Below are 26,285 nucleotides of genomic sequence, written 5' to 3'. Positions count from 1 at the left end.
GGGGAAGGTGCCGAAGGCGGATGGGGGCAAGCACCGAAGGTGCTTCGCAACAACCAACGGCAAAAAAGGGCGCCTCGCGGCGCCCTTTTTCTTTTCCCGCATGCGACAAACTTAGTTGCCGATGCTGATGGTCAGCGCGACCCGGTTGTCGTAGATGTCGCCATCGGCCTTCAGCACGTCGGCATCGGAACCGAAGGTCGTGTAGTAACCGAGGGTCGCGGTCGCCGGACCGAAGGTCTTGTTCAGCGTCAGCGCGCCATCGAAGTAATCGGTGACGCCATAGTTGAAACGCTCGCCATCGATCCACTCCTCGCCATTGTCGATCGAGGTGTAGCCCACCGAGGCGCCCACCGAGAAGCCGCTCTCGCCAATGTCGTAGGCGGCGGCCAAGTTGGCGTAGCTTTCCTTGGCCTTCGGGGTCAGATCACCGTAGTCCGGCGCGTAGGCGAGCATGCCGGAGATTTCCACCGGGCCGGCCCAGGTGAGCTTGGCGATGTACTCGTTGTAGTCGCCGCTCGGCACGCCGGAGCTGGCGCCGTGGTACGTGTAGCGGACCGCGCTGACGTCGAGGTTCCAGCTGTCGTTGAAGTCGTAGCTGTAGCCGACGAAAGCGTCGAGTTCGAAGTTCGGGCCACGCAGGCCGGCTTCCGGGTCAGGATCGCCGAAGTCGACGTTGGAACCCCACACGCCCACGTACAGGCCGAACGGCGCGGTGTAGGTCAGGCCGGGCTGGAATGCCGGGCCTTCATCGGTCTGGGACACGCCACGGAACACGTAGTCGGTGGTGACGGCGACCGACCAGGTGACAGGGGACTCGGGCTCGGCCTCGACTTCCGCCGCGGCCTCCTGCGCAAACGAAACAAACGGAACCGCCGCCAGCAGGGCGACGGCAAGGGCGGTGCACAATTTGACTGGCTTCATCCGGGCTCTCTCCAGGTTGGTATCGGCGTGTTGATCGCGCAGGCCGGTCCCACTCCGACCTTGGACACGTGCATGCAGCACGTGTTTACGGTTTTTTAACCGTCAGCCGGATATTGCGATGCAACAATCGTCGCCGTCAAGTGCCCGAAGCGCCCTCCTCCCAGCCCGCCGGCGTCGGAAACCAGCCGAATCGCGCCGGCACCAGGTGCAGGTGCTCACCGACCGCACGTGCCTGCTCGTGGGCCGGCAGTTCCACCTCGACTTCCTGGCGGGAAGCCGTCAATTGCGCCCGCAGGCGCAGGCGCGGTCCGTTGCGCTGGCCCGACACCACCGTGGCCGGCCAGCCACGGCCGGCTGCATCGATGCGCAGATCCTCCGGACGCACGAACACTTCCGCCGGGCCTTCTCCGCGTGCGTGCCCGGCTACCGGCAAGGGGACGCCTTCCGCGTGCAGTTCTCCGCCCTGCCAGCGCGCCGGCAACCGGTTCACCGCACCGACGAAGGAATAGATGAAGGGCGATGCCGGCGCGTCGTAGACCTCTGCTGGCGTACCCACCTGCTCCAGCTTGCCGCCGTTGAGGATCGCCACCCGGTCCGCCAGTTCCAGCGCCTCCTCCTGATCGTGGGTCACGAACAGCGTGGTCAGGCCGGTGCGATCGTGCAGTTCGCGCAGCCAGCGGCGCAGATCCCGACGGACCTGCGCGTCAAGCGCGCCAAACGGTTCGTCCAGCAGCAGCACGCGCGGTTCGATCGCCAGCGCGCGCGCCAGCGCCACCCGCTGCCGCTGGCCGCCGGACAACTGCGCGGGATAGCGCCCGGCCAGTCCTTCCAGTTGCACCAGCGCCAGCAATTCCTCGACGCGCGCCCGGATGCGCGCTTCCGGCCAGCGCTGCGCCCCACGCCGGACCCGCAGGCCGAAGGCGATGTTGTCGGCCACGTCGAGGTGGCGGAACAGCGCATAGTGCTGGAACACGAAACCGGCACGCCGCGCCTGCACGCTCAAACCAGCCGCATCTTCGCCGTCCAGCAGCACGCGTCCGCGATCGGCATGTTCCAGTCCGGCGATGATCCGCAGCAGCGTGGTTTTTCCGGATCCGGAGGGGCCCAGCAGCGCCAGCAGTTCGCCCTGCCGCACCTCCAGCCGGATGTCCTGCAGCGCCGCGTAATCGCCGAATTGCTTGCCCACGTGTTCGATGGTGATGCCCATGCTTCTGCCTCAGTGCCGATGATTGGCGGCCAGCGCCTCGCCGTGGCGCCATTCCAGGTACGACTTCAGCGCCAGCGTCACCAGCGCGGACAGCGCCAGCAGTGACGCGGCGGCGAACGCGGCGCTGTAGGCGTATTCGTTGTAGAGGATTTCCACGTGCAGCGGCAGCGTGTTGGTGCGCCCGCGGATATGCCCGGACACCACCGACACCGCGCCGAACTCACCCATCGCGCGCGCACTGCACAGCAGCACGCCATACAGCAACGCCCAACGGATGTTGGGCAGGGTCACCCGCCAGAATGCCTGCCAGCCGCTGGCGCCAAGGCTGAGCGCGGCCAGCTCCTCGTCGGTGCCCTGTTGCTCCATCAACGGCATAAGTTCGCGCGCGATGAAGGGAAAGGTCACGAAGATCGTCGCCAGCACGATGCCCGGCAGGGCGAAGATGATCTTCGGCAACTGCAGCGTCACCTCGCCCACCAGCGGCAGCGAGAAACGCCAGCCCTCGTCGATCAGCGGCCAGGCCCAGCCCTGCGCACCGAAGATCAGCACGAAGATCAGGCCTGCCACCACCGGCGAGACCGCGAACGGCAGATCGATCAATGTCACCAGCCAGCGCTTGCCGGGAAACTCGTGCTTGCTGACCGCCCAAGCCGCAGCGACGCCGAACACCAGGTTCAGCGGTACCACGATGGCGGTGACCAGCAGGGTCAACCGGATCGCCGCCAGCGCATCGGGCTCGCGGATCGCGGTGAGGAACGCTGTCCATCCGCCGCGCAGCGCTTCCACGAACACCAGCAGCAGCGGCAGCAGCAGGAACGCCAGCAGGAAACCCAGCGCGCCGGCGATCAGCAGCAGCAGCGCCCAGCGCGGTTCGGTGGTTGCCGATCGCCTGCGGTGCGCCCTGGCTTCGGACGAAACCTCGGCAAGGGAATCATGCGGCAGCGGGATCACGGCGGATATGGCCTCGCTCATCCCTGGCTCCGCGCGGTGCGCGCCAGCCGCGATTGCAGGCTGTTGATCGCCAGCAGCAGGACGAACGACAGCAGCAGCATCGCCGCGGCGATCGCGGTCGCGCCGGCGTAGTCGAATTCCTCCAGCTTGATGGTGATCAGCAACGGCGCGATCTCGGATACGCCAGGCAGGTTGCCGGCGATGAAGATCACCGAACCGTACTCGCCGACCCCGCGCGCGAACGCCAGCGCGAATCCGGCCAGTACCGCCGGCCACAGGCCCGGCAACACGACGCGGCGGATGGTCTGCCAGCGATTGGCGCCCAGGGTCGCGGCGGCCTCCTCCAGTTCGCGCTCGGTTTCGGCCAGCACCGGCTGCACCACCCGCACCACGAACGGCAGGCCGATGAACACCAACGCCACGGTGATGCCCAGCGGGGTATAGGCCACTTTCACTCCCGCCACTTCCAGCCAGCGGCCCAGCCAACCGGTGGGTCCGTACAGCGCGGTGAGCGCGATGCCGGCCACCGCGGTCGGCAGCGCGAACGGCAGATCGATCATCGCGTCGAACAGGCGCTTGCCGGGGAACCGGTAGCGCACGAATACCCATGCCACCCACGTCCCCATCACCGCGTTGAACGCCGCCGCCGCCAGCGCGGTGCCAAAGCTCACCCACAGCGCCGACAGCACGCGTGGCTCGGTCCAGATCCGCCACAGGCCATCCAGGCCCAGGCCGCTCGCCTTGACGAACACGCCCACCAGCGGAATCAGCACGATCAGGCCCAGCCAGGCCAGCGTGTAGCCGAGACTGAGGCCGAAGCCGGGGATGATCCGGCGACGGCGCACCGGCCTCGTCCGCGCGTCGATCACCGCGGCCATTCATCGTCTCCGCGCGGCTGGCACTCCCGCTGCATGCTCACTTCGCCTGGATCTGATCGAATACCCCGCCATCGGCGAAGTGGGTGGCCTGGGCCTTGGCCCACGAACCGAACACCTTGTCGATGGTCACCAGTTCCAGCTTCGGGAACCGCGCCACGTCGGCCGGCGCCGCGTACTGCGGATAGCGGGGCCGGTAGTAGTGCTTGGCCGCCAATCGCTGCCCGGTCGGCGAGTACAGGAACTGCAGGTAGGCCTGCGCGGCCTCGCGGGTACCGTGCTTGTCGACATTTTTGTCGACCAGCGCCACCGGCGGCTCGGCCAGGATAGACAGCGACGGCACCACGATGTCGAACTTGTCCGGACCCAGTTCCTCGATCGACAGGAAGGCTTCGTTCTCCCACGCCAGCAGCACATCGCCGATGCCGCGCTGGACAAAGGTGGTGGTGGCGCCGCGCGCGCCGGTGTCCAGCACCGGCACGTTGCGGAACAGTGCGCGCACGAAATTGCGGGTCTTGGCTTCGTCGCCCTTGAAGATCTTCAGGCCATAGGCCCAGGCCGCGAGGTAGTTCCAGCGCGCGCCGCCCGACGTCTTCGGGTTCGGCGTGATCACCGAGGTGCCCGGCTTCACCAGATCCACCCAGTCCTTGATTTTCTTCGGATTGCCCTTGCGCACCAGGAACACGATGGTGGACGTGTAAGGCGCGCTGTTCTCCGGCAAACGCGATTGCCAGTTGGCCGGAAACAGGCGCGCACGCTGGGCGATGGAATCCACGTCGTAGGCCAGCGCCAGCGTCACCACGTCGGCTTCCAGCCCGTCGATGACCGCGCGCGCCTGCTTGCCGGAGCCGCCGTGCGAGGTCTCGATTTCGACCTTCTGGCCTTTCTTCTGCTGCCACTCCTTGGCAAAGGCGGCATTGAACTCGCGATAGAACTCGCGGGTGGGATCGTAGGAAACGTTCAGCAGTTTCACGTCGCGCGCGCCGGCCACGGCGGCCACGGTCAGGCCGAAGGCGATCAACAGGGTGCGCAGGTGGCGTCGCAGGGAATGGTGGCTCATGGGAATCTCCTGATCAGAAGGCGACCTGTAGGCGAGAGAAGATTGCCTTCTCGTCCTCGCGGTCGGCGGCATTGGCGGTGCCGCCCTTGAAAGTGGTGTCCAGGTAGTTGAAGACGAGCTTGAGATTGCTGGTCAGGTACCAGTTCAGGCCCAGCGTCCAGTTGCGCGCCTGCCGCGCCGACGTGGCAGCATCGGCGAACAGCGGAAACGCATCGTCATCGATGTCGAGGGCGCCGTAACGGGCAACCAGTTCGAACGCGCCCCAGCCCTCCTCGCCCGGACGGAACGGACGCGATGGTTTGACCACCCCGCGGTAGCTGGCGTCCTCCCCGGTCAGCACCCACTGCGCGGTCGCCTGCCAGGCGGTGTTCTCCAGCTTGTCGCGGCGTCCCGCGTTCACCCCGCTGGCGACCACGACCTCCTGGCGCGACTGGATGTATTCGCCCAGCAGACCGAAGCGACCCAGGTAGTAATAGGCCTGAGGCGACAGCCGGAAGTGCTCGCCGTCCGCATTCACGACCGAACGGTAGGCGAAGAACTGCGCCTGCCCCGCCGTGCGATAGCGCGGCAGGAAGTTGTTGCCGGCGCCGCGCTTGTCACCGATGCTCGCGCCCAACCCGAAACCCAGCCCGGACAATGCGCTGGCATCGTTGCGGAACGGCTCGAAGAACACCCGGCCTGCGTACTCGAACTCGTTGTCCGGATTGCTGGTGACCGCGTCGCGGCCATCGACTGTCCCGTTGAACACGCCCAGCGCATAGCTGAAGCGGCCCTCGGCGACTTCGCCCTGGAGCTGTACGCCAATGTCGCGGTTGGGCGCCAGTTCGCTGGGGAGCGAACGTTCCACCGCCGAAAGCGCAGAAGACGATTGCAGCCGTTCCAGGCCCACCGGCGAGGTGAACTTGCCGACCCGCAGGGTGTAGGCGGGGTTGAAGCGAAGGTCCACGTAGGCATCGACGATGCTCGCGTTGTCGCCCGCGAACTCCGGCGTCAGCCGGAACCCGACCAGCCTGCCCAGCGAGCCTTCGATCGTCGGCCGCGCGGTGCGCAGCAGGAAGGTGTCGTTCTGCGTCGGCGCGTGATCATCGAGGAAGAACCGCCCATCGCCCTGGATCAGCCCGCGCAGCCGGATCTCGTAGTCGCCGCCGGCGGACTTGAACGAGGCGCCCTTGTCGTTGACCGCGATGACCGGCGCCTCCTTGGTCTTGGCCACCTGTTCTTCCTGTTGCAGTTCCAGGCGCCGCTCCAGCACCCGCAGGCGCTGGTCCAGATCCGCCAGCCCCACCTCGCCCACGCCGGCTTCCGCGGTGGTACTGCCCAGCCGGCGCTCCAGCGCCTCCAGGCGTTGCTGCAGTTCCTCCACCGTGGGTGTGTGCTGCTGCGCGACCGCCGGCAGCGCCAGCGAACACAGCAGCGCGGCCGTCAACCGCGTGAGCCGCCTGTCCGTCCGCACCGCCTGCCCGTGTCCGCGCATCGCAAGGTTTCCGTGTGTGGTCTTTCGACCGGAACCGTTGATGCTGCGGATGCACAACGCGCCCGGGAAATGACTTGCGGACCGGTTCTTATGCCGCATAGGCATGACACCGGCAGGGACGCGGCGGAGACCGGTAAAATGGCGGCTTCCTCCGTCCCCGAGCCGTCCATGTCCGAATCGCTGACCGCCCGCTACGCCGCCGAGCTGGAGAACCTGCAGGCGCAGGGCCTGTTCAAGTCCGAGCGCATCATCACCAGTCCGCAATCGGCCGAGATCACTCTGGCCGATGGACGCACGGTGCTGAATTTCTGCGCCAACAATTACCTCGGCCTGGCCGATCATCCCGACGTGATCGCCGCCGCCAAGCAGGCGCTCGACAGCCATGGCTTCGGCATGGCCTCGGTGCGCTTCATCTGCGGCACCCAGGATCTGCACAAGCAACTGGAAAAGACCATCGCCGATTTCTTCGGCACCGAGGACACCATCCTTTACGCGGCCTGTTTTGATGCCAATGGAGGCCTGTTCGAACCGCTGCTGGACGAGAACGACGCCATCATTTCCGACGCGCTCAACCACGCCTCGATCATCGATGGGGTGCGCCTGTGCAAGGCCAAGCGCTTCCGCTACGCCAACTGCGACATGGCCGATCTGGAGGCGCAGTTGCAGGCCGCCGATGCCGCCGGCTGCCGGACCAAACTGATCACCACCGACGGCGTGTTCTCGATGGACGGCTTCATCGCCCCGCTCGACGAGATCACCGCGCTGGCGAAGAAGTACAACGCACTGGTGCACATCGACGAATGCCACGCCACCGGTTTCCTCGGCACCACTGGCCGTGGTTCGGCCGAGGTGAAGGGCGTCCTGGACCGCATCGACATCTTCACCGGCACCCTCGGCAAGGCGATGGGCGGTGCGCTGGGCGGATTCACCACCGCGAAGAAGGAAGTGATCGAGCTGTTGCGCCAGCGCTCACGCCCCTACCTGTTCTCCAACTCGCTGCCGCCGCACGTGGTCGCGGCCGGCATCAAGGCCTTCGAGATGCTGTCCTCGGCCGGTGACCTGCGCGAGCAGTTGCAGGAAAACACCCGCTATTTCCGTGAGCGCATGGGCGCCGCGGGCTTCGACATCAAGCCGGGTGTGCATCCGATCTGTCCGGTGATGCTGTACGACGCGCCGCTGGCACAACGCTTCGCCGCGCGCCTGCTGGAAGAAGGCATCTACGCCATCGGCTTCTTCTTCCCGGTGGTCGGCAAGGGCCAGGCCCGCATCCGCACCCAGATGAGCGCGGCGCATACCCGCGAGCACCTGGATCGCGCAATCGAGGCGTTCACCCGCATCGGGCGGGAGCTCGGGGTGCTGAAGGACTGAGGCGGCCGCCGCCAGGAACAGCGGACCATGCTGGGCCGAAACCTTCCTGATGACAGCGGAGCACAAGCTCCGCTCTACGAAAGGGCTGCGACTTCGTCGGTGGTGAGGGGGCGCCATGCCCCCTTCGCCAGATCGCCAAGCGCCAACGGGCCGATCGCGACCCTGAGCAAACGCAATACCTGGATGTCGAACGCTTCCAGCAGGCGCCGGATCTGCCGGTTGCGGCCTTCATCCAGTTGAATTTCCAGCCACGCGTTCTTTTCACCGGCGCGCAGCAGCACCGCCGATTTGGCCCGCAGGACTTCATCGCCCGCGACGACGCCGCTCCGAAGGTTCTCCAGCAGTGCATCGCCCGGAATGCGATTGATCTGGACGTGGTAGGTCTTGTCGAGCCCGTGCGCGGGATCGGTAATGGCGGCAGCCCATTGGGGATCGTTGGAGAACAACAGCAGGCCTTCGCTGGCCTTGTCCAGCCGCCCGACCGGGGCGATCCAGGGCAGTCCCGCGCCATCGAAGCAGCGGTAAACGGTATCGCGTCCCTGCTCGTCGCTGGCGGTGGTCAGCAGCCCCCGTGGCTTGTTGAGCATGAGATAGAAACGCTCGCCGGCACCGACGGGCACGCCATCGACGCTGAGGCGGTGCCTGTCCTGGAGGATCGGGAATTCGGGATCCCGCGCAATCCGACCGTCGACGGCGACGCGCCCGGCCAGGACCCAGCGGGTGGCTTCACTGCGGGAACAGATGCCGAGCTTGGAAAGGACGCGCGCCAACCCATGGCGCGGCTGCGTGGCGCGACCGCCGGCAACCGGCCCGTTCGCTGCATTGCGTGGACGCGCGCGGGCGCCATGGTCATGCCGGGCCATGGCCGCCGCTGCGCAGGTGGGGATTACTTCTTGGCTTCGGGCGCGGGTGCGGCCGGTGCCGCTGGCGCGGGAGCGGCGGCGCCGGCACCCTTGGCCACGCGCACGCCGCGTGCCTTCATCCAGGCGTCGAATTCCTCGGCGGTCATCCGCTTGCCGTTCTGGTTCATGTCGAAGCGCCACGGCGTGTTGTCGTACTGGGTCTTCGGCTTGTAGGCCGAGGGGTCGTTCGCGTTGGCCGCCGCGGGCAGCGCGGGCATGGCCTTGGCCACGTTCTGGCAACCCTCGATGCGCAGACGCATCAGAACGCGATCCACCGACAGCGCTTCATCCAGCGCCTGGGTCAGCACGCCGCTGGGCGCGCCCAGTTGCGACACCGTGGGCGTGAATTCGGACGCCACCGGTTCCAGCACCGTGGCACGCACCGGCAGCGGGGGCTGGACCAGGCTGCCACTGCAGTTCTGGGCGGCGTTCGCAGCGGGGATGGCGACAAGGCCGGCCAGGCCGGCAAGGAGAAGATGGCGCATGCGGATATCCCGGCTATCGAACGAATCCGCAGTGTAAGAAGCGGAGTTCGCGATATCAAGAAAAGCCTCACCTGTTTCCGCCAAGTGGTTGACGCTTCTGTGGCTGTGCGCACGAATGAGGCGGCGGAAGAGCTCGCTGGCGGGGCTGCCGGCGATGCAAAAACAAAGCCCGGCACAAGGCCGGGCTTTGGGTGTTGCGGGAAGCGACGTCCGATTAGTTCTGGACGTTCAGTTCCGTACGACGGTTGCGCGCACGGCCTTCCTTGGTGTCGTTGGTGTCGATCGGACGGCTCTCGCCGTAACCGTTCGGGCCAATCAGACGCGAAGCGTCAACACCATTGCTGGTCAGGTACTCGTACACGGCCTTGGCGCGACGCTCCGACAGACCCTGGTTGTAGGCGTCGGTACCGACGGAGTCGGTGTGACCGGCGACTTCGACCTTCAGGTCGGGGTAGCGCTTCAGGATTTCGACGGCTTCGCCCAGGATGGCGACCGCGTCCGGACGCAGCACCGACTTGTCGAAGTCGAAGTTCACGCCCTTCAGGTCGATCGAAACCGGGACCGGGCAGCCGTCCGGACCGATGGTCTGGCCAGCCTGCGAACCGGGGCACTTGTCGTCGCAGTTGTTGACGCCGTCGCCGTCGTCATCCAGGTCGGCGCAGCTCGGAGCCGGTGCCGGAGCCGGGGGAGCCGGCGGAGCGGCTTCCGGGCCCAGCGGGATGATGATGCCGACCGAAGCCAGCAGGTCAGCGAAGTCGTCGCCATCATCGATGGAACCGTCGTACGACGGGCCGATGGCCTGGTCGTCGAAATCGATGCGGTAGGCGAGTTCGGTGCGGACGCCGACGCGGCCCAGCTTGGCCTGGATACCACCACCCAGCTTGGCGGCGAAGTTGTTGTCCTTGCGCTCACCCGGCGAGTTCGCGTTCGGGAACGCGTCGAACTCTTCTTCCGAACGCTGCAGGCCAAGGCCGGCCAGCAGGTACGGATGCCAGTTGCGGTCCGACAGCCAGAAGTGGCGGCGCAGATCCAGCGAGATGCCGTACTGGCTCCAGTTCAGGTTGACGTTCTTTTCGAACTGGGTGTTCTGGTAGTTGATTTCGCCATCCAGCGACCAGTTCGGGCTGATGAACTTGCCCAGACCGATGGCACCGAACGGGGCGTCGTCGGTGTTGCGGTCGTTGTCCTGGACGTTGATGCCGGCGGAACCGGTCAGGTACCAACGGTCGTCGAACTCCTGGGCGGAAGCAGCCTGCGCCAGGCTCAGACCGCTCAGCAGCGCGGCACAAAGCAGTTTCTTGTTCATTTGCAGCTCCTTGTCTAAATCAGCAGTTGTAGAAAAACCGACGTACTTAAACTCGCGTTTTTTCCAGCTTTCTTATGGTTGTGCGGACGGCCGTCACGCTCGCCATCCTGAACAGATTATGCGGGAGGAAGTGAAGACAGCGTTAACGGTACCATAACAAGTCCACCCGGCCAAGGAAATTGTCTCGTCCGTGCCGGCAATTCATGCGGCCCGGCACAACGCCATCAACTCGTCCATGGCCAGCGCATCCAGGCGTTCCGGGGTCCTTGCCAGCGCCATCAGGCGGTCGACCTGCTCCTCCGGCAGGCGCCCCCTCAGGGCCGCCTCGCATTTGGCCATCAGCAGCGGCATGCCCTCCTGCCGCCGACGCCGGTGGCCGACAGGGTAATCGATCGCGATCCGCTCCGTCCGGCTTCCGTCGCTGAAAAATACCTGCACCGCGTTGCCGATGAAGCGCTTGCCGGGATCCAGATAGTCGCGGGTGAAATCCGGATTCTCATTGACAATCATCAACTTGCGCAGCCAATCGATGCGCGGGTCGGCGGCACGGGCGTCGCTGTAATCCCCGGCTTCCAGTTGCCCGAAAATCAATGGCACCGCCACCATGTACTGCAGGCAATGATCCCGGTCAGCGTAGTTGGCCAGGGGGCCGGTCTTGTCGATGATGCGCTGGCCCGCCTGCTGGGTCTCGATCACCACGCGCTCCACCTGGTCCAGGCGGGGCGCCACCTGCGGATGCAGGCGCAGGGCGCATTCGACCGCGGTCTGTGCGTGGAACTCGGCGGGATGGCTGATCTTGAACAGGATGTTCTCCATCACGTAGCTGCCGAAGGGCCGTTCGAAGCGGAAGGGCTGGCCGCCGAAAGCCACGTCGTAGAAGCCCCAGACCGGAGCGCTCAGTGCGCTGGGGTAGCCGGTTTCGCCTTTCACCGCGTTCAAGGCGTGGGTCACCGCGCGGCGGCAGGCGTCGCCCGCCGCCCAGCTCTTGCGCGGGCCGGTGTTGGGCGCGTGGCGATAGGCGCGCAAGGCGCCATTGTCGATCCAGCTGTTGGAAATCGCGTTGATGATCTGCGCGCGGGTGCCGCCGAGCATGTGGGTCGCCACCGCGGTGGAGGCCAGCCGGACCAGGATGACGTGGTCCAGGCCGACCCGGTTGAAGGCGTTGAGCAGCGCATAGCCGCCCTGGATCTCGTGGGCCTTGATGGCATGGCCCAGCAGTTCGCGTACCGTCATCGGCGCGCGGCCTTCGCGGCGCGCCTGCCGGCTCAGGTAGTCCCCCAGCGCCAACAGCGCGCCCAGGTTGTCGGAGGGATGCCCCCACTCGGCGGCCAGCCAGGTGTCGTTGAAATCCAGCCAGCGGATCTGGGTGCCGATGGCGAATGCCGCCTGGACGGGATCCAGTTCATGGACCGTCCCCGGTATCCGGACCCCGCCGGCCATTTCCGCGCCCGGCACCACCGGGCCCAGATGGCGGGCACACTCGGGAAACTCCGTGGCCAGCATCGCGCAGGCCAGCGAATCCAGCAGCACCCAGCGCGCGGTGTCGTAGGCCTCGACCGAGTCGATGCGATGGTCGACGACGTAGTCGGCCACCTGGACCATCGGCGGATCGGGATCCGGGCGACGCGCCGAACGCAGATCATCCTGGCTCATGGGGCCTCCTTGGATTGAGGGCATCGCCATCTTGCCAGAACCCGATTCCGCGCCCGCTTCGCAGGGCGTTCCGGCGCCGCAACACATCGGTCTGCAGCCGTCTATTGGCGCGGGCCCGGAGCAGGCACATGCTGCACGGCATGGACACTCCCGCCGCGCTCCCCGCCGTCTTCCTTTCCCATGGTTCACCGATGCTGGCGGTCGAGGACTCGCCCACCGGCCGGTTCCTGGATCGACTCGGTGACCTGCTGCCGCGCCCGCGCGCCATCGTGGTGGCGTCGGCGCATTTCATGGCGGCGGTTCCGACCATCACCGCCACCGGCGCGCCCCGCACCATCCACGACTTCGGCGGCTTTCCCGCGCCGCTGTACGAGATCCGCTATCCGGCGCAGGGCTCGCCGTCGCTGGCCGGCACGGTCTTCGAATTGCTGCGCGAAGCCGGCATCGAAGCCCGCCAGGACGACCGGCACGGCATCGATCATGGCGTCTGGGTGCCGTTGCGACGGATGTATCCGCAGGCGGACATTCCGGTCGTCGCGCTGTCGGTGAATCCGGATGGCGACGCCGAGGAACACTATCGGGTCGGTCGCGCGCTCGCGCCGCTTCGTGCCGACGGCGTGCTGGTGGTCGGCTCCGGTGGGTTCTCGCACAACCTGCGCGCGCTGGACTGGCGCAACCCCGACGCCGCCGAGTTCCCGTGGGTCGCCGCGTTCACCGATGCCCTGCGCGCGAAACTGGAAGCCGGAGACACCGCCGGCGCGCTGGACTGGCGTGCGCTGCCCGAGGCATTGCGCAACCACCCGACCCAGGAACACCTCTATCCGCTGTATGTCGCCCTCGGCGCGGGTGGCGACGGCGCGCACGGCAGGCTGCTGCATCGCGACGTGGAGATGGCGGGCCTGGCGCTGGACGCCTTTGCCTTCGATACCTGGACCTGAGCCGCAGCCGGACGATGCGCGCGAGCCTTCCGCTCACCCTGCCAGCGCAGGAAGTCCCTGCTCCCACGGCGGGTTCTCGCCGAATCGCGCGGCCAGCAGGTCGATGAACGCGCGCACCCGCGGCGGCACCAGCCGCCGCTGCGGCATCACCGCGCTGATCGCGGTGGTGGCCGGCGGGTACATCGGCAACACGACTTCCAGCCGGCCGGCGCGCAGGTCGTCGGCCACGTGCCAGAGGGAATGCACGGCGATGCCCTCGCCCGCGACCGCGGCGTCGCGCAGCAATTCGCCGAAATTGCTTTCGTAGCGTCCGTTCACCCGCACCGCGACCTCCTTGCCCTGCGGGTCCTGCAACCGCCAGAGATCCTGCCGGCCCTGGCTGCCGACCAGCAGCAGGCATTCGTGCCGGGCCAGTTGCTCCGGATGCAACGGGCGACCGCGTCGCCGCAGGTAGTCCGGCGAGGCGCACAGCAGCCGCCGGTTGGGCGCGATGCGGCGCGCGACCAGTCCCGAGTCCTCGAGCGCGCCGATGCGGATCGCCAGGTCGAAGCCCTCGCTCACCAGGTCCACCACCTGATCGCTCAGGTGCACCGCCATCCGCAGTTTCGGATGCCCGGCCAGGAACGCGGGCAGCAGCGGCGAGACGTACTGCCGGCCGAAGGTTGCCGACAGGGTCACCCGCAGGGTGCCGGCTACCTCGGTGGCGGCTTCGCGCAGGCCGGCGCCCAGCGACTCCAGATCCTCCACCAGCGCCCGGCCCTGCTGGGCCAGCGCCGCGCCTTCCGGGGTGGGGTGCAGGCGACGGGTGGTCCGGTGCAGCAGGCGCACGCCCAGTTCGCGCTCCAGCCGCTTCAGCCGCTGGCTGGCGACCGCCACCGACAGGTCCAGGCTGTGCGCCGCCGCAGTGATGGACCCCAGGTCCAGCACGCGCAGGAACAGGGTCAGGTCGCCGACACGGTCCATGATTATCAAATATTCATTGATAGTGATTCGACATATTCGCGCTTTTTCGCAATCTGTGGAAGGTCCAAAGTGCGCACCTTCTCCACCGGACCCTTCCCCGTGACCGCTGCCGCCCCCCGCTCCCGCATGCCGATCGCGCTGTACGCCCTGACCGCCGGGGCGTTCGGCATCGGCACCACCGAATTCGTCATCATGGGCCTGCTGATGCAGGTCGCCACCGACCTGCATGTCTCCATCGCCGCCGCCGGCCTGCTGATCTCCGGCTACGCGCTGGGCGTGTTCGCCGGGGCGCCGCTGCTGACCGCAGCCACCAGCCGGATGCCGCGCAAGGCGGTGCTGGTGGCGCTGATGGTCATCTTCACGCTCGGCAACCTGGCCTGCGCGATCGCGCCGGACTACACCACGCTGATGATCGCGCGGGTAATCACCTCGCTGGCGCACGGGACGTTCTTCGGCGTCGGCGCGGTGGTCGCCACCGGCCTGGTGGCCGAGGATCGCAAGGCGTCGGCGATCTCGATCATGTTCACCGGCCTGACCGTGGCGACCCTGCTCGGCGTGCCCGCCGGCGCCTGGCTGGGCCTGCAGTTCGGCTGGCGCGCGACGTTCTGGGCGGTGACCGCGATCGGCGTGATCGCCACCGTGGTAATCGCCACGCTGGTGCCCTCCGATCGCGGCGACGCCGCGCCGATCGCCTTCCGCGAGGAATTGAAGTCGATCGCGCAGCCGCAGGTGCTGCTGGGCCTGCTGATGACGGTGCTGGGCTTTGGCGGCATGTTCACCGTGTACACCTACATCCAGCCGCTGCTCACCCAGATCACCGGCTTCGCCGATGCGGCGGTGTCCCCCATCCTGCTGGTGTTCGGCGTGGGCATGATTGTCGGCAACCTGCTGGGCGGCCGCTTCGCCGATCGCCGCCTGCAACCGGCGTTGCTCGGCACGTTGATCGCGCTGGCGCTGGTGATGGGGCTGATGAGTTTCGCGCTGCACAGCCGCTGGGCGATGGTGCTGTTCACCGGCCTGCTCGGCGCCGCCGCGTTCGCCACGGTCTCGCCGCTGCAACTGTGGGTGTTGCAGAAGGCCGGCGCCGCGCAAAGCCTGGCGTCCAGCCTGAACATCGGCGCCTTCAACCTGGGCAATGCGATGGGCGCCTGGCTGGGCGGCCTGGTCATCGCCCACGGCGCCGGCCTGTCCGCGCTGACCTGGATTGGCGCGCTGGTGCCGCTGTCGGCCTTCGTGGTGGCGCTATGGAGCATCGCGCTGGAGCGACGCCAGCTTCGCGACGCCGCCACTCCGGCCGCACTGCGCGCCGGCGAGTGCGCCTGAAGTAGGTCCTTTCTCTCTCTTCCCTTCTCCTTTCTAGGACATTCCATGGAAACCCGTTTTCTCGGCCGCTCCGGCCTCAAAGTCTCCGCGCTCGGTTTCGGCGCCGGCACCTTCGGCGGCAAGGGTCCGCTGTTCAGCGCCTGGGGCAATACCGATGTCGTCGAGGCGCGCCGGATGATCGATCTGGCCATCGAGGCCGGCATCAATTTCTTCGACACCGCCGATGTCTATTCCGACGGCGCGTCCGAATCCATCCTCGGCGAAGCGCTGCGCGGCCGCCGCGACCAGGTGATCCTGTCCAGCAAGACCGGGCTGCGGCTGGGCGACGGCGCCAACGACGCCGGCACCTCGCGGCTGCGCCTGCTCAAGGCGGTGGACGCTTCGCTGAAGCGGCTGGATACCGACTACCTGGATCTGCTGCAACTGCATGCCTTCGATGCGATGACGCCGATCGAGGAGACCCTCTCCACCCTCGATGACCTGGTCCGTGCCGGCAAGGTGCGTTATCTCGGCGTCTCCAACTTCTCCGGCTGGCAGCTGATGAAATCGCTGGGCATCGCCGAGCGCCACGGCTGGAGCCGCTACGTCGCCAACCAGACCTACTACTCGCTGATCGGCCGCGACTACGAATGGGAGCTGATGCCGCTGGGTATCGACCAGGGCGTTGGCGCGGTGGTCTGGAGTCCGCTGGGCTGGGGCCGGCTGACCGGCAAGATCCGCCGCGGCCAACCGCTGCCGGAAACCAGCCGCCTGCACGACACCGCCGCGATCGGTCCGGCGGTGGATCCCGAACGCCTGTACCGCATCGTCGATGTGCTCGATGAAATCGCCGCCGAAACCGGCAAGGCGGTCCCGCAGATCGCCATCAATTGGCTGCTGCAGCGTCCCACCGTGTCGACCGTGCTGATCGGCGCGCGCAACGAAGAGCAGCTGAAGCAGAACCTCGGGGCGGTGGGCTGGCAGCTCACGCCGGAGCAGATCGCCCGCCTGGATGCCGTGAGCGCGACCGAAACGCCGTATCCGTACTATCCCTACTGGCGCGGGCAATTCTCCGAACGCAGCCCGCTTCCCGTCTGACCACCCACCTGCCCCTTCGTTGCAACCGGAGTCCCCCATGAAAGCCGTCGGCCTCACCCGTTACCTGCCCATCGACGATCCGCAATCGTTGCTGGACATCGAACTGCCCAAGCCAGAACCCACCGGCCACGACATCCTGGTGCGGGTGGAAGCGATCTCGGTCAACCCGGTCGATACCAAGGTGCGCGCGCCCAAGCCGCAGCAGGAAGATCCGCCGCGCGTGCTCGGCTACGACGCCGCCGGCGTGGTCGAGGCGGTCGGCGACCAGGTGACCCTGTTCGCGCCAGGCGACGAGGTCTACTACGCCGGCGACATCACCCGTGCCGGCAGCAACGCGCAGTTCCAGCTGGTCGACGAGCGCATCGTCGGCCGCAAGCCGGCGACGCTGGACTTCGCCGAGGCCGCGGCGCTGCCGCTGACCACCATCACCGCCTGGGAGCTGCTGTTCCACCGCATGCCCTATTCGATCGACAACGAATGCAACCGCCGCAGCCTGCTGGTCATCGCCGGCGCCGGTGGCGTAGGGTCGATGGCGATCCAACTGGCGCGCCGCGCCGGCTTCACCGTCATCGCCACCGCCTCGCGTCCGGAGACGATCGAATGGTGCCGTTCGCTGGGCGCACAGCACGTCATCGATCATCGACAGGATCTGGCGCCGCAACTGGCGGCAATCGGATTTTCACAGGTTGACGCGGTGCTGAACCTGGCCGACACCGACCGCTACTGGAGCGTGATTGGCGAAATCATTGCTCCGCTCGGCCATGTCGGCTTGATCGTCGAACCCAGCGGCGAGCTGCGCATCGGCGATCCCTACAAGGCCAAGTCGATCGGTATCCACTGGGAAATGATGTTCGCGCGCCCACGCTTCCAGACGCCCGATCTGATCGAACAGCACCGGCTGCTCAGCCGCGCCGCCAGCCTGATCGATGCGGGTGAACTGCGCAGCAACCATCGCGAGACATTGGGGCCGATCAACGCCGCCAACCTGCGCGAGGCGCATCGCCGGCTGGAGTCCGGCACCACCATCGGCAAGCTGGTGCTGGCGGGTTGGGAATGACGACATGAGCGCCAGCGCCTGGTGGCTGTTCTGCACGCTGTCGTTGATCACCGCATTCACCCCGGGACCGGCGGTGCTGCTGGCGGTTTCCAACGCGACCACGCTGGGCGCGCGGCGTGCGCTGATCAGTTCGCTCGGCAACGCGACCGGCGTGTTCGTCGTCGCGGTCACCGCGTTGCTGGGGCTGGGAGCGTTGTTGCAGGCGTCCTCGACCGCCTTCACCATGCTCAAGACCGCCGGTGCGATGTATCTGGTCTATCTGGGCATCCGCCAATGGCGCAGCCCACCGCCGTTCGCCGCGGACGCTTCGCTGTCGCCGGCGAATGGCGATGCATGGCGGTTGTTCGGCCAAGGCGTGCTGGTGGCGGCGACCAATCCGAAGAGCATCCTGTTCTTCACCGCGCTGCTGCCGCAGTTCATGCAGCCGCAGGCTTCGCCCTGGCGGCAGGGCCTGCTGCTGACCGTCACCTTCGCCGCCTGCACGGTGCTGTCGCACCTGTGCTACGTCGCCGCCGCGCGCCACCTGCGCCGCTGGCTGGGCGGCGCCCGTGGGCGCTGGTGGCAGCGCCTCAGCGGCATGTTGTTCATCGGGCTGGGACTGGGCCTGCTGCGACTGCGCAGGCAGGCCACCTGACGCCGCGCGGACTCAGGCCGCGGCCGCGTCCTGCCCGCGATCGCGCTTGAGCACCGCCACCGGTTCGGCCCAACTGCTGCCGGCGCGCCGCTTGCTGGTCGCCAGCACCAGGTCCGAGGGTTCGAACACGTTGACGTTGTGGGTGATCGGCGTGGTCAGGATGTACTGGGCGTCGGTCGAGCGCAGGAAGCGGCCGACCTTTTCGATGTTGGCCACGTCCAGATGCGCGAACGGTTCGTCGATGAAGACGAATCCGCCCGGCTGTTCCTCGTCGCGCAGCAACGCCACCAGCAGCAGCAGCGACTTCATCACCTGCTGGCCGCCGGACGCCTCACCGTCGTCCAGGCCGATCCAGCCCTTGCGATCGAAATCGAAGCGCACGGTCAGGCCCGCCTGCGCCAGCGCGGTGTCCTCGTTGACCAGTTCCGGCATCTCCACGTCGACGCCGATGCCGGACAGCTCGCCCAGCGCGACCAGGTTCTTGCGGTAGCGGCGGACGGTGGCACGCAGCACGTTGATGTAGGCGCCCCGCGCTTCCTCGGTCAACTTGCGCGCGCGGTGCAGGTGCGCCTCGCGCTTGCCGATGGCGGCTTCCAGGCCGGCGTGGTCGGCGGCGAACTTGTCGCGCAGCGCGACGCAGCCGTCGTCCTCCACATAGGCGCCGCGCGCCAGCCGCTCGTCGATCCGCTCGACTTCGCGACGCACCGCGTTGGCGCTTTCGTATTCGTCGCGTGCGGCCCGCAACGCGGCCACGCCGCGCCACTCCAGCGGCATCTGCGCGCGGCGGCGGCGGAAGTCGACGATCCGCTGCACCAGCGCCATCCGCTCCTGCGCGATCTGGTGTTCGCGCTCGCGCAGTTCATTCTCCAGCGCCTTCAGTTCGCCCGCCCGGCTGGCGGCGGCGATGCTCTCGGCCTTGTCCTCGGCGGCCAGGCGATCGAGCTCGGTGCGCACTTCCATCAATGCGGTGGCCGCCTGCTGCGCGGCCTCGGCCAGTTCCGGCAGGCGTTCGGCCGCATCGGCGAACTCGGCCGCGCGCGTCACCAGTTCGTTGCCCGCGCCCAGTCCGAGCAGGCGCGCCTGGCTGGCGTCGACCTGCTGGCCCAGTCCGCTCAGTTCTTCCTCGCGCGCATGCGCGCGCTGCTGGAGGGCCGTCAGTTCCGCGCGCAGTTCGGCCAGTTGCGCCTGGCGGGCACCCGCGCCGAAGTGATGCGCGTTGCCGCCGATATGACGACCACCACGCTGTTCGCGCAGATAGCCCTTGGCGGTAATCCAGTCCTGGCCCTTGGGCAGGCGATGACCGGCCTGCACGTCCTCCACCCGCTGGATCCGATCCAGCTGGCGCGGCAGCCACGCCGGTGGGTCGTCGAGGAAGCGCACCACTTCCAGCAGCGAACCGCGGGTCGGCTTGTCGGCCGGCGCGCGATCGGCGACCAGGAAGTGGCGGTACTGCATCTGCTCGCCCAGTTGCCACGCCGCGGCGGCGTCCTTCGGCGAATCCAGCACCAGCAGGTGGCGGTAGGGCGCGAGCACCGCTTCCACCGCCGTCGCCCATTCCGGATTGGCAATCTCGACCAGTTCGGTCAGCACCCTGTGGCCGATGCCCTTGGCGTCGAGCGCGGCACGGAAGTCGCGTTCGAACGGCTCGGTGACCCGACCACCGCCGTTGAGCGCGGCGACCTGGGCGGTTATCTCGGCGGCGCGCTGGCGATCGCGCTGGCCTTCCAGTTTCAGCTCGGCCTGGCGCCGGCGGCCTTCCTCGACTTCCCGGCTCAGCGCCTTGACGTCGGCGCCCTTGCGTCCACCCTGCAGGCGATCCAGATCGTCGCGTCGCTTGACCAGCATCTCCGCATCGCGCGCATGGTCGCGGGCATGGGTGAACACCGCTTCGGCCCCGGCCTGGCGCGCGCGCACCTCGGCCAGCGCCTGCTGCAACGTGGTGCGCTGCGCCTGCGCACCGGCTTCCTGCGCCAGCAACGCGGCGTGCGCATGCCGGCGTTCGCGCAGCGCGCGGCGCAGGCCGATCAGGCGCGGGCGCGCGCCTTCGATGGTCGCACGCAGATCCGCCAGTTCCACCTTCGGCACGATCTCGGTATGCAAGCGGTTGCGCTGGCTGCGCAGTGACAGGCCGTCCTCGAACGAGCGCACATCGGCGCGCGAGGACTCCAGCCGCAGATGAAGTTCCGCCAGGCCCTGCTGGAGCTGCCCGATCTCCTTCTCCACGTCGAACTGCTCGCTGCGCGCGCGCTGGTAGTCGTCCAGCACCGCCTTGTCCTCGAACACGTCGAACACCAGTTGCAGCAGTTCGCGCGGCGAGAGTTGGCACAGCTTGTCGGTGGCGCCCTGTTCCAGGGTCAGCACGCGGCAGATGGCGCGGCTCAGGCCGGCGCCGGCCAGGCGCACCCGGTAGTCACGCACACCCAGCCATTCGCCGCCCTGTTCCAGCGTCTCGATCGGCACGTCGCCGGGCACGATCTGGTAATCGCGCGACCAGTCGCCGCCGCGCTTGCGCACCCGGCAGGCGATCGTGACCTGCTCGTCCATGTACGGGAAGAACGCGCGCTTGCCGCGCCGGTCGGCGGGATTGCTGACCACCGCGCGCAACCAGGCATAGGGCTTGCCGTTGTGGCGCAGGTAGGTCTTGTAGTCGCGCGCCATGTCGCGATCGTCGATCGCCAGCAGCGTGCGCAGCGCATCCAGCAGGGTGGTCTTGCCGGAGCCGTTGGGGCCGACCACGGTGATGATCGAAGCGTCCAGCGGCAGCGTGTAGCGCTGCCAGTAATCCCAGTGGACGACTTCCAGCTGACGGAACTCAAACATCGGCCTGCACCTCTTCGTCCAGCGCGCTCTCGTCGAGTGCGTCCTCGTCGGGCACGTCATCGCCCGACGCATTCCCGCCCGCTTCCTCGCCACGTTCGCGGGCGGCGGCCTGCGACTGCCGCGCTTCCTCGATGACCTGCGACAGCGCGCCGTCCATCACCCGGCTGGCGATGCGCTCGTAGTCGAACGCCAGGTCCAGCAGCGGACCCTCGTGGATGCGCTCGCGGCGGCGGACGATGAAACCCTGGCGCTGCAGCGCGCCCAGGTTCATCTGCAGGCGTCCCTTGCCGCCCAGCTTGTCGCTGAAGTCGGCCAGCAGGGTGCGTTCGTTGATCGGCTCGACCACTTCCGCGCCCACCGGCACCGGCTTGAGTTCGGCGAACATCTGCTCCTGTTCCTGCGCGCGCTCGCCTTCCTGGCGCGCGATCTGGCGCTGGCGCTTGGGCAGCACCAGCAGCGCCCACAGCACCACCAGCAACGCCAGTGCGTCGCGGCCCAGCGACAGGTTGCTGGCCGCCCACGCTTCGGCGTTGCCGAAAACCTCGTTCTCCTGCGTGCGCGCCACGCCCACCGCGACATGCGCGGCGTAGGGATGTTCGAGCAGGCGCAGGCCGGCGGCGGCGAGGCGGCGGTCGAGGTCGTCGCGCAGTTCGGCGTCGACCAGGACCTGGCGCACGGCGCGGTCCTCGCGCGGCAGCCAGCGCTCGGCCAGCAGCCGCGCGATCAGGGATGCGATGGGGTCACTCATGCGGTCTGTGTCTTCCGTTTCTTCGGTTTGTCTTGCTTGTCTTGTTTGTCTGGCTTGCGCGTGGCGACGGGCATGGCAGGTTTCGGCGCGGATTGCGGCAGCAACTGGCCGCGGCTCATATAGGCGACGCCGGCGCGCTGGACCTCCTCGAACACCGGTTCGACCCGCCACTGCATCGGCAGCTGCGCCAGCGAGGCGCCCACGCCCTGGCGGTTCTCCGCGCCGGCATCGCCGATCAATCCAAGCAGCGACAATCGGTACGCGCTGAGCGCAAAGCTTTCCTGCGGCACCCAGTCGGCCAGCGGGGCCTCCTGGTCGAGGCCGGTGAGCTGGTCCAGCCATTGTTCGGCATGGGCGTAGTCGTTCTGCGCGACCGGGGCCTGGGTATCGCTGGGCGCTTGCTGCGCCGGCGGCAGCGCGGTGCTTTCCTGGCCTTCGCGTTCGCGCTCGACCAGTTCGTACTCGGCCACGTCCAGGGCGATCGGCCCGAGCACGAAGGCCGGCATCGGCGTGCGCACCAGCACGTCGTCGGCCAGTGCCGCCAGCGCGTCGATGTCGCGGGCGCGCAGGAAGCGGTTGACGTCGGAAGAGGACAGTCCGCTCGCGCCCAGGTGCACGCGGTGGCGGTCGAGCTGGTTCAGCGCGCGCTGGAACACCGACGCCTGGCGCAGCAACGCGCTCTGCGCGCGGCCGATCTGCTGGGCGACCCGATGGGTCGCGGTATCCAGATCGCCGTCGGCGGCGATGTCGCGAATCAGTTCGGTGCCCTTCTCCACCCATTGCCAGACCGATTGCAATGTATCGGCGGCACGCTGGATGCGGTGTTCCGAACCACTCAGCACGGCCTGGTCGAAGTCCTCGCGCAGTTCGTTGAGCCGCGACAGCAGGTGCTGCAGATCGTCGGCCCCGACCCGCCCGACCGCCTGGCCCGCGGCCAGCTGCGCGGTGACGTAGGCCAGTTCGTCGCCTTCGCGGTTGAACTGCAGCAGCATGCCGATCGCCGCCAGCGCCTGGCGCCCGACCGGGCTGATGCGGTAGCGCTGGCTGTGCGCTTCCCATAGCAGCAGGCCGTTCTCGCGCAGGCGCCCCAGCACGGTGTCGAACTTGACCGGATCCAGATAGGCGAACTGATCACGCAGTTCCTGCGGGGTCCAGTCCGGCGCCTGCCCGCGCTCGCCGATCGTGCGCAGTACCAGCAGGCGCACCATGACGTTCTCTTCGCCCCCGTGGAACAGGGTCGAGAAGGCCCGCAATTGATCGCGGGCGGCGAGCAGGGGGTGGAGGTCCGGCAGATCCGCGGCGGCGATGCCGTCGCGCAGGTAGTCGTGCAGGGGAGGTGTTGCGGCGTCCATGACGTCCCGAAAGCCTTGGTCCCCTATGGTCCCCGAGCGGGACGGGCGGGACAACTCTTGCCAAGCGGGCGCGTTCTGTGCCGTGCTTGGGCTTGTCCCGGAGGTGGCGCCAGCACTTGCGCCAGCGCCCAGCCCGGGGCATCGTGTTGCATCCATACGCCAGCGTATCCATCGCCCGCATGACGCCCAGCGCCGCCGCCCTTCCCGCCGAGCACTATCCGCACCTGTTTGCCCCGCTGGATCTGGGGTTCACCCGGGTCCGCAACCGCATCCTGATGGGCTCGATGCATACCGGCCTGGAGGACCGCGCCCGCGACTTCCCCCGGCTGGCCGCCTATTTCGCCGAGCGCGCCGCCGGCGGCGTGGGCCTGATGGTGACCGGCGGGTTCTCGCCCAACCTGGTCGGCTGGCTGAAGCCGTTTGGCGGCAAGCTGTCCTGGCCGTGGGAAGTGCGTCCGCACAAGTTCGTCACCCGCGCCGCGCATGATCACGGCGCGCTGATCTGCCTGCAGCTGCTGCACGCCGGCCGCTATGCCTACCACCCGCTGTCGGTCGCTCCGTCGAAACTGAAGGCGCCGATCAACCCGTTCACCCCGCGCGCGATGTCCGCGCGCGCCGTGCAGTCGCAAATCAACGCCTATGCCGGCGCTGCCCGGCGCGCCCGCGATGCCGGTTACGACGGGGTCGAGGTGATGGGCTCGGAAGGCTATCTGATCAACGAGTTCACCGCCCCGCGCACCAATCGCCGCAACGATGCCTGGGGCGGCACACCGGAAAAGCGCATGCGCTTCGCGGTCGAGATCGTCCGCCGCATCCGCGAGGCCTGCGGGCCGGACTTCATCATCATCTACCGGCTGTCGCTGCTGGATCTGGTCGAGGACGGCAACCAGTGGGAGGAAATCCTCGCCCAGGCCCGCGCGGTGGAAGCCGCCGGCGCGACGATCATCAATTCCGGCATCGGCTGGCACGAGGCGCGCGTGCCGACCATCGTCACCTCGGTGCCACGCGCGGCGTTCGTCGACGTCACTGCCAAGCTCAAGCCGCATGTATCGGTGCCGGTGGTGGCGACCAACCGCATCAACATGCCGGACGTGGCCGAGAGCATCCTGGCCGCCGGCAAGGCCGACATCGTGTCGCTGGCGCGACCGCTGCTGGCCGATCCGCAATGGCCGGAGAAGGCGCGTACCGGCCGCGCGCATGCCATCAATACCTGCATCGCCTGCAACCAGGCCTGCCTGGACCATGTGTTCGAGAACAAGACCGCCAGCTGCCTGGTCAACCCGCGCGCCTGCGCCGAAACCGAACTGACCTATCCGAAGACCTTCGCCGCCAAACGCGTCGCCGTGGTCGGCGCCGGTCCGGCCGGCCTCGCCTGCGCGACCGTGGCGGCCGAACGCGGGCACCGGGTCACCCTGATCGATGCCGAGCCGGAAATCGGCGGGCAGTTCAATTTCGCCAAGCGCATTCCCGGCAAGGAGGAGTTCCACGAAACCCTGCGCTACTTCCGTCATCGGCTGGAAGAGACCGGCGTCGAGGTGAAGCTCTCCACGCACGCTGATGCGGCGCTGCTGGCCGGCTTCGACGAAGTGGTGCTGGCGACCGGCATCATTCCGCGCCGGGTGGATTTTCCCGGCGCCGATCATCCCAAGGTGGTCAGTTATGCCGACGTGCTGTCGGGCCGGGTCACGGTCGGCGCCCGCGCGGCGCTGATCGGTGCCGGCGGCATCGGTTTCGACGTGGCCGAGTTCCTGGTCCAGGAAGGCCCTTCGCCCAGCCTGGATCCGGCGCGCTGGATGGCCGAATGGGGCGTGGACGCCACCTTCGAGGGCCGTGGCAGCCTGGTCCGCCCGCAGCCCGAACCGCCGGCCCGCGAGGTCTGGCTGCTCCAGCGCAGCGCCGGCAAGCCGGGCGCGCGGCTGGGCAAGACCAGCGGCTGGGTCCACCGGGCCACGCTCAAGGCGAAGCAGGTGAAGATGCTGGGCGGAGTCGAGTACCTGGGCGTGGACGACGCCGGCCTGCGCATCCGCGTGGACGGCGCCGAACAGGTGCTGCCGGTCGATCACGTGGTGGTCTGCGCCGGCCAGGAGCCGCGCCGGGATCTGCAGGCGGCGCTGCTGGCCGCCGGCTGCACCCCGCACCTGATCGGCGGGGCCGACGTGGCCGCCGAACTCGACGCCAAGCGCGCCATCGCCCAGGGCAGCCGGCTGGCCGCGACGCTCTGAGCCGACGGGCGGCGGACAGGCCGCCTCGTCACTGTTAATGACGGGCATCACAAATTTTCGCGCGTGATGCGCGATGAAGATACGCGCTCGCGCCTGCTTTCCAAGCCTTTTCAATGCGTTTCGCGCCGATGCCATGCGGCTCGCAATACGCCGCCAAGCCGCCTCGACCTTGACGCCGTTTTCACCAACAAGCATTTCCAATCAAATACTTAGTAGAGCTGTCAACCCGGCGCGTTCAGGGGGGGTTCCGGTTTTCGCCCGTACCTTGCGCCAACTTTTCGGCCCGCCCCCCAGTTCCGGCAGGCCGCCCCGGCGCCCTCATCATTCAGCCGGGACCCCGGGCAGCCCGTGTGAAGGCTGCCTCCCCATGACGCCCTGCCGCGTCCCTCCCCCGCCGCTTCCAATGGATCGGAACGGTCGGGACCGGCAAAGACGGAGCAAGGAGTTCCCATGAAACTGGCCTGGATTCTCTGGCTGTCGCAGATGTTGCCGCAGCCGGCCGCCGATTCGTTGTGCCTCAGTACCACCGTATACCTGGAAGCCCGCGACCAGACCCTGCGCGGCCAGCAAGCCGTCGCCGAAGTCGCCCTGCGCCGTCGCGACAGCGGCCTGTGGGGGGATTCGGTCTGCGAGGTGGTGACCGCCCGCAAGCAGTTCGCCCCCACCATCGTCGCCCCCGGTACCCGCCTGCAGAACGCGGATGCCTGGGCCAAGTCGGTCAGCGTCGCCCTGAACGCCGAGCGCAACTGGGCCCTGCCGCCCGGCCAGCGCAAGGAAATCGTGCCCGGCGCGAGCCATTTCATGGCCCACCAGATCGCCAACCCGAGTTGGCGCAACGCCTATCGCGTGGCCACCATCGGCGATCACACCTTCCTGCGCGTGCAATCGCTCAAGCCGCAACCACCGCGCTCGTAACGCCGAGCGCCTGGTCGCCGACGCCAGTTTTCGC

General features: G+C 67.8%; 22 protein-coding genes. 8 read left to right on the top strand and 14 right to left on the bottom strand.

Annotated features, from left to right (window positions below):
* Positions 1-111: 111 nt before the first annotated feature.
* The 6 genes from FG323_RS17210 to FG323_RS17185 all read right to left on the bottom strand — a co-directional run bounded on the left by FG323_RS17210 (position 112) and on the right by FG323_RS17185 (position 6,488).
* Positions 112-921 (bottom strand): TorF family putative porin, encoded by an 810-nt coding sequence (locus tag FG323_RS17210; RefSeq protein WP_141455936.1) that lies wholly within the window; start codon positions 919-921, stop codon positions 112-114.
* A gap of 136 nt (positions 922-1,057) precedes the next feature.
* Positions 1,058-2,128: a sulfate/molybdate ABC transporter ATP-binding protein gene (locus FG323_RS17205; protein WP_141455935.1), complete on the bottom strand. Its 1,071-nt coding sequence runs from the start codon at positions 2,126-2,128 to the stop codon at positions 1,058-1,060.
* 9 nt (positions 2,129-2,137) lie between these two features.
* Complete coding sequence (gene cysW / locus FG323_RS17200; RefSeq protein ID WP_141455934.1) at positions 2,138-3,100, bottom strand: sulfate ABC transporter permease subunit CysW; 963 nt, start codon at positions 3,098-3,100, stop codon at positions 2,138-2,140.
* Positions 3,097-3,957, bottom strand: coding sequence for a sulfate ABC transporter permease subunit CysT (gene cysT, locus FG323_RS17195; protein WP_141455933.1), 861 nt, complete (start codon positions 3,955-3,957; stop codon positions 3,097-3,099). The genes cysW and cysT overlap by 4 nt, the downstream gene beginning before the upstream one ends.
* A gap of 37 nt (positions 3,958-3,994) precedes the next feature.
* Positions 3,995-5,014: a sulfate ABC transporter substrate-binding protein gene (locus tag FG323_RS17190; RefSeq protein ID WP_141455932.1), complete on the bottom strand. Its 1,020-nt coding sequence runs from the start codon at positions 5,012-5,014 to the stop codon at positions 3,995-3,997.
* Between the two features lie 13 nt (positions 5,015-5,027).
* Complete coding sequence (locus FG323_RS17185) at positions 5,028-6,488, bottom strand: porin (RefSeq protein WP_141455931.1); 1,461 nt, start codon at positions 6,486-6,488, stop codon at positions 5,028-5,030.
* Between the two features lie 168 nt (positions 6,489-6,656).
* On the opposite strand from FG323_RS17185, the gene kbl reads away from it, so the two are divergent.
* The gene (kbl, locus tag FG323_RS17180) at positions 6,657-7,856 is read left to right on the top strand and encodes a glycine C-acetyltransferase (protein ID WP_141455930.1); all 1,200 of its coding nucleotides are present in this window, start codon (positions 6,657-6,659) and stop codon (positions 7,854-7,856) included.
* A gap of 74 nt (positions 7,857-7,930) precedes the next feature.
* On the opposite strand, the gene FG323_RS17175 is transcribed toward kbl, so the two are convergent.
* The 4 genes from FG323_RS17175 to FG323_RS17160 form a co-directional block, all read right to left on the bottom strand.
* A complete protein-coding gene (locus FG323_RS17175; RefSeq protein ID WP_141455929.1) occupies positions 7,931-8,719 on the bottom strand; it encodes a pseudouridine synthase in 789 nt (262 codons plus the stop codon).
* A 23-nt stretch (positions 8,720-8,742) separates the two neighbouring features.
* Positions 8,743-9,243, bottom strand: a complete 501-nt coding sequence (locus FG323_RS17170; protein ID WP_141455928.1) for a hypothetical protein — start codon at positions 9,241-9,243, stop codon at positions 8,743-8,745.
* A gap of 214 nt (positions 9,244-9,457) precedes the next feature.
* On the bottom strand, positions 9,458-10,549 hold the full coding sequence (locus tag FG323_RS17165; protein WP_141455927.1) for an OmpA family protein: 1,092 nt from the start codon (positions 10,547-10,549) through the stop codon (positions 9,458-9,460).
* A gap of 201 nt (positions 10,550-10,750) precedes the next feature.
* Complete coding sequence (locus FG323_RS17160) at positions 10,751-12,202, bottom strand: bifunctional 2-methylcitrate dehydratase/aconitate hydratase (protein ID WP_141455926.1); 1,452 nt, start codon at positions 12,200-12,202, stop codon at positions 10,751-10,753.
* Between the two features lie 128 nt (positions 12,203-12,330).
* Here FG323_RS17160 and FG323_RS17155 point away from each other — a divergent pair, with 128 nt between their 5' ends.
* Positions 12,331-13,140 carry a class III extradiol ring-cleavage dioxygenase gene (locus FG323_RS17155; protein WP_255470219.1) on the top strand — a complete coding sequence of 270 codons (810 nt, stop codon included), beginning with the start codon at positions 12,331-12,333 and terminating at the stop codon, positions 13,138-13,140.
* Between the two features lie 33 nt (positions 13,141-13,173).
* Here FG323_RS17155 and FG323_RS17150 read toward each other — a convergent pair whose 3' ends face one another.
* Positions 13,174-14,103, bottom strand: a complete 930-nt coding sequence (locus FG323_RS17150; RefSeq protein ID WP_141455925.1) for a LysR family transcriptional regulator — start codon at positions 14,101-14,103, stop codon at positions 13,174-13,176.
* 126 nt (positions 14,104-14,229) lie between these two features.
* Between FG323_RS17150 and FG323_RS17145 the strand changes: the two genes are divergently transcribed.
* From FG323_RS17145 to FG323_RS17130, 4 genes are read left to right on the top strand one after another with little or no spacing between them, the layout of a single operon-like run.
* Positions 14,230-15,426, top strand: coding sequence for an MFS transporter (locus FG323_RS17145; RefSeq protein WP_141456024.1), 1,197 nt, complete (start codon positions 14,230-14,232; stop codon positions 15,424-15,426).
* A 45-nt stretch (positions 15,427-15,471) separates the two neighbouring features.
* A complete protein-coding gene (locus tag FG323_RS17140) occupies positions 15,472-16,503 on the top strand; it encodes an aldo/keto reductase (RefSeq protein ID WP_141455924.1) in 1,032 nt (343 codons plus the stop codon).
* Positions 16,504-16,540: 37 nt separating this feature from the next.
* Positions 16,541-17,560 carry a zinc-binding alcohol dehydrogenase family protein gene (locus FG323_RS17135; protein ID WP_141455923.1) on the top strand — a complete coding sequence of 340 codons (1,020 nt, stop codon included), beginning with the start codon at positions 16,541-16,543 and terminating at the stop codon, positions 17,558-17,560.
* 4 nt (positions 17,561-17,564) lie between these two features.
* Positions 17,565-18,194 carry a LysE family translocator gene (locus FG323_RS17130; protein ID WP_141455922.1) on the top strand — a complete coding sequence of 210 codons (630 nt, stop codon included), beginning with the start codon at positions 17,565-17,567 and terminating at the stop codon, positions 18,192-18,194.
* 12 nt (positions 18,195-18,206) lie between these two features.
* On the opposite strand, the gene FG323_RS17125 is transcribed toward FG323_RS17130, so the two are convergent.
* The 3 genes from FG323_RS17125 to FG323_RS17115 are packed head-to-tail and all read right to left on the bottom strand — an operon-like array spanning position 18,207 to position 23,114.
* Entirely contained in the window at positions 18,207-21,014 is a 2,808-nt protein-coding gene (locus FG323_RS17125; RefSeq protein WP_181444274.1) for an AAA family ATPase, read from the bottom strand.
* Positions 21,007-21,762 carry a hypothetical protein gene (locus tag FG323_RS17120; protein ID WP_141455920.1) on the bottom strand — a complete coding sequence of 252 codons (756 nt, stop codon included), beginning with the start codon at positions 21,760-21,762 and terminating at the stop codon, positions 21,007-21,009. The genes FG323_RS17125 and FG323_RS17120 overlap by 8 nt, the downstream gene beginning before the upstream one ends.
* Positions 21,759-23,114 (bottom strand): hypothetical protein, encoded by a 1,356-nt coding sequence (locus FG323_RS17115; RefSeq protein WP_181444273.1) that lies wholly within the window; start codon positions 23,112-23,114, stop codon positions 21,759-21,761. The genes FG323_RS17120 and FG323_RS17115 overlap by 4 nt, the downstream gene beginning before the upstream one ends.
* A gap of 179 nt (positions 23,115-23,293) precedes the next feature.
* Between FG323_RS17115 and FG323_RS17110 the strand changes: the two genes are divergently transcribed.
* Both FG323_RS17110 and FG323_RS17105 read left to right on the top strand, forming a co-directional pair.
* The gene (locus FG323_RS17110; protein WP_141455919.1) at positions 23,294-25,336 is read left to right on the top strand and encodes an NADPH-dependent 2,4-dienoyl-CoA reductase; all 2,043 of its coding nucleotides are present in this window, start codon (positions 23,294-23,296) and stop codon (positions 25,334-25,336) included.
* 450 nt (positions 25,337-25,786) lie between these two features.
* The gene (locus FG323_RS17105) at positions 25,787-26,251 is read left to right on the top strand and encodes a cell wall hydrolase (RefSeq protein WP_141455918.1); all 465 of its coding nucleotides are present in this window, start codon (positions 25,787-25,789) and stop codon (positions 26,249-26,251) included.
* Positions 26,252-26,285 lie beyond the last annotated feature (34 nt).

The organism is Pseudoxanthomonas sp. z9 (genome assembly GCF_006542425.1).
Taxonomy (GTDB): domain Bacteria; phylum Pseudomonadota; class Gammaproteobacteria; order Xanthomonadales; family Xanthomonadaceae; genus Pseudoxanthomonas_A.
This window is presented reverse-complemented; position numbering and strand designations above follow the sequence as displayed.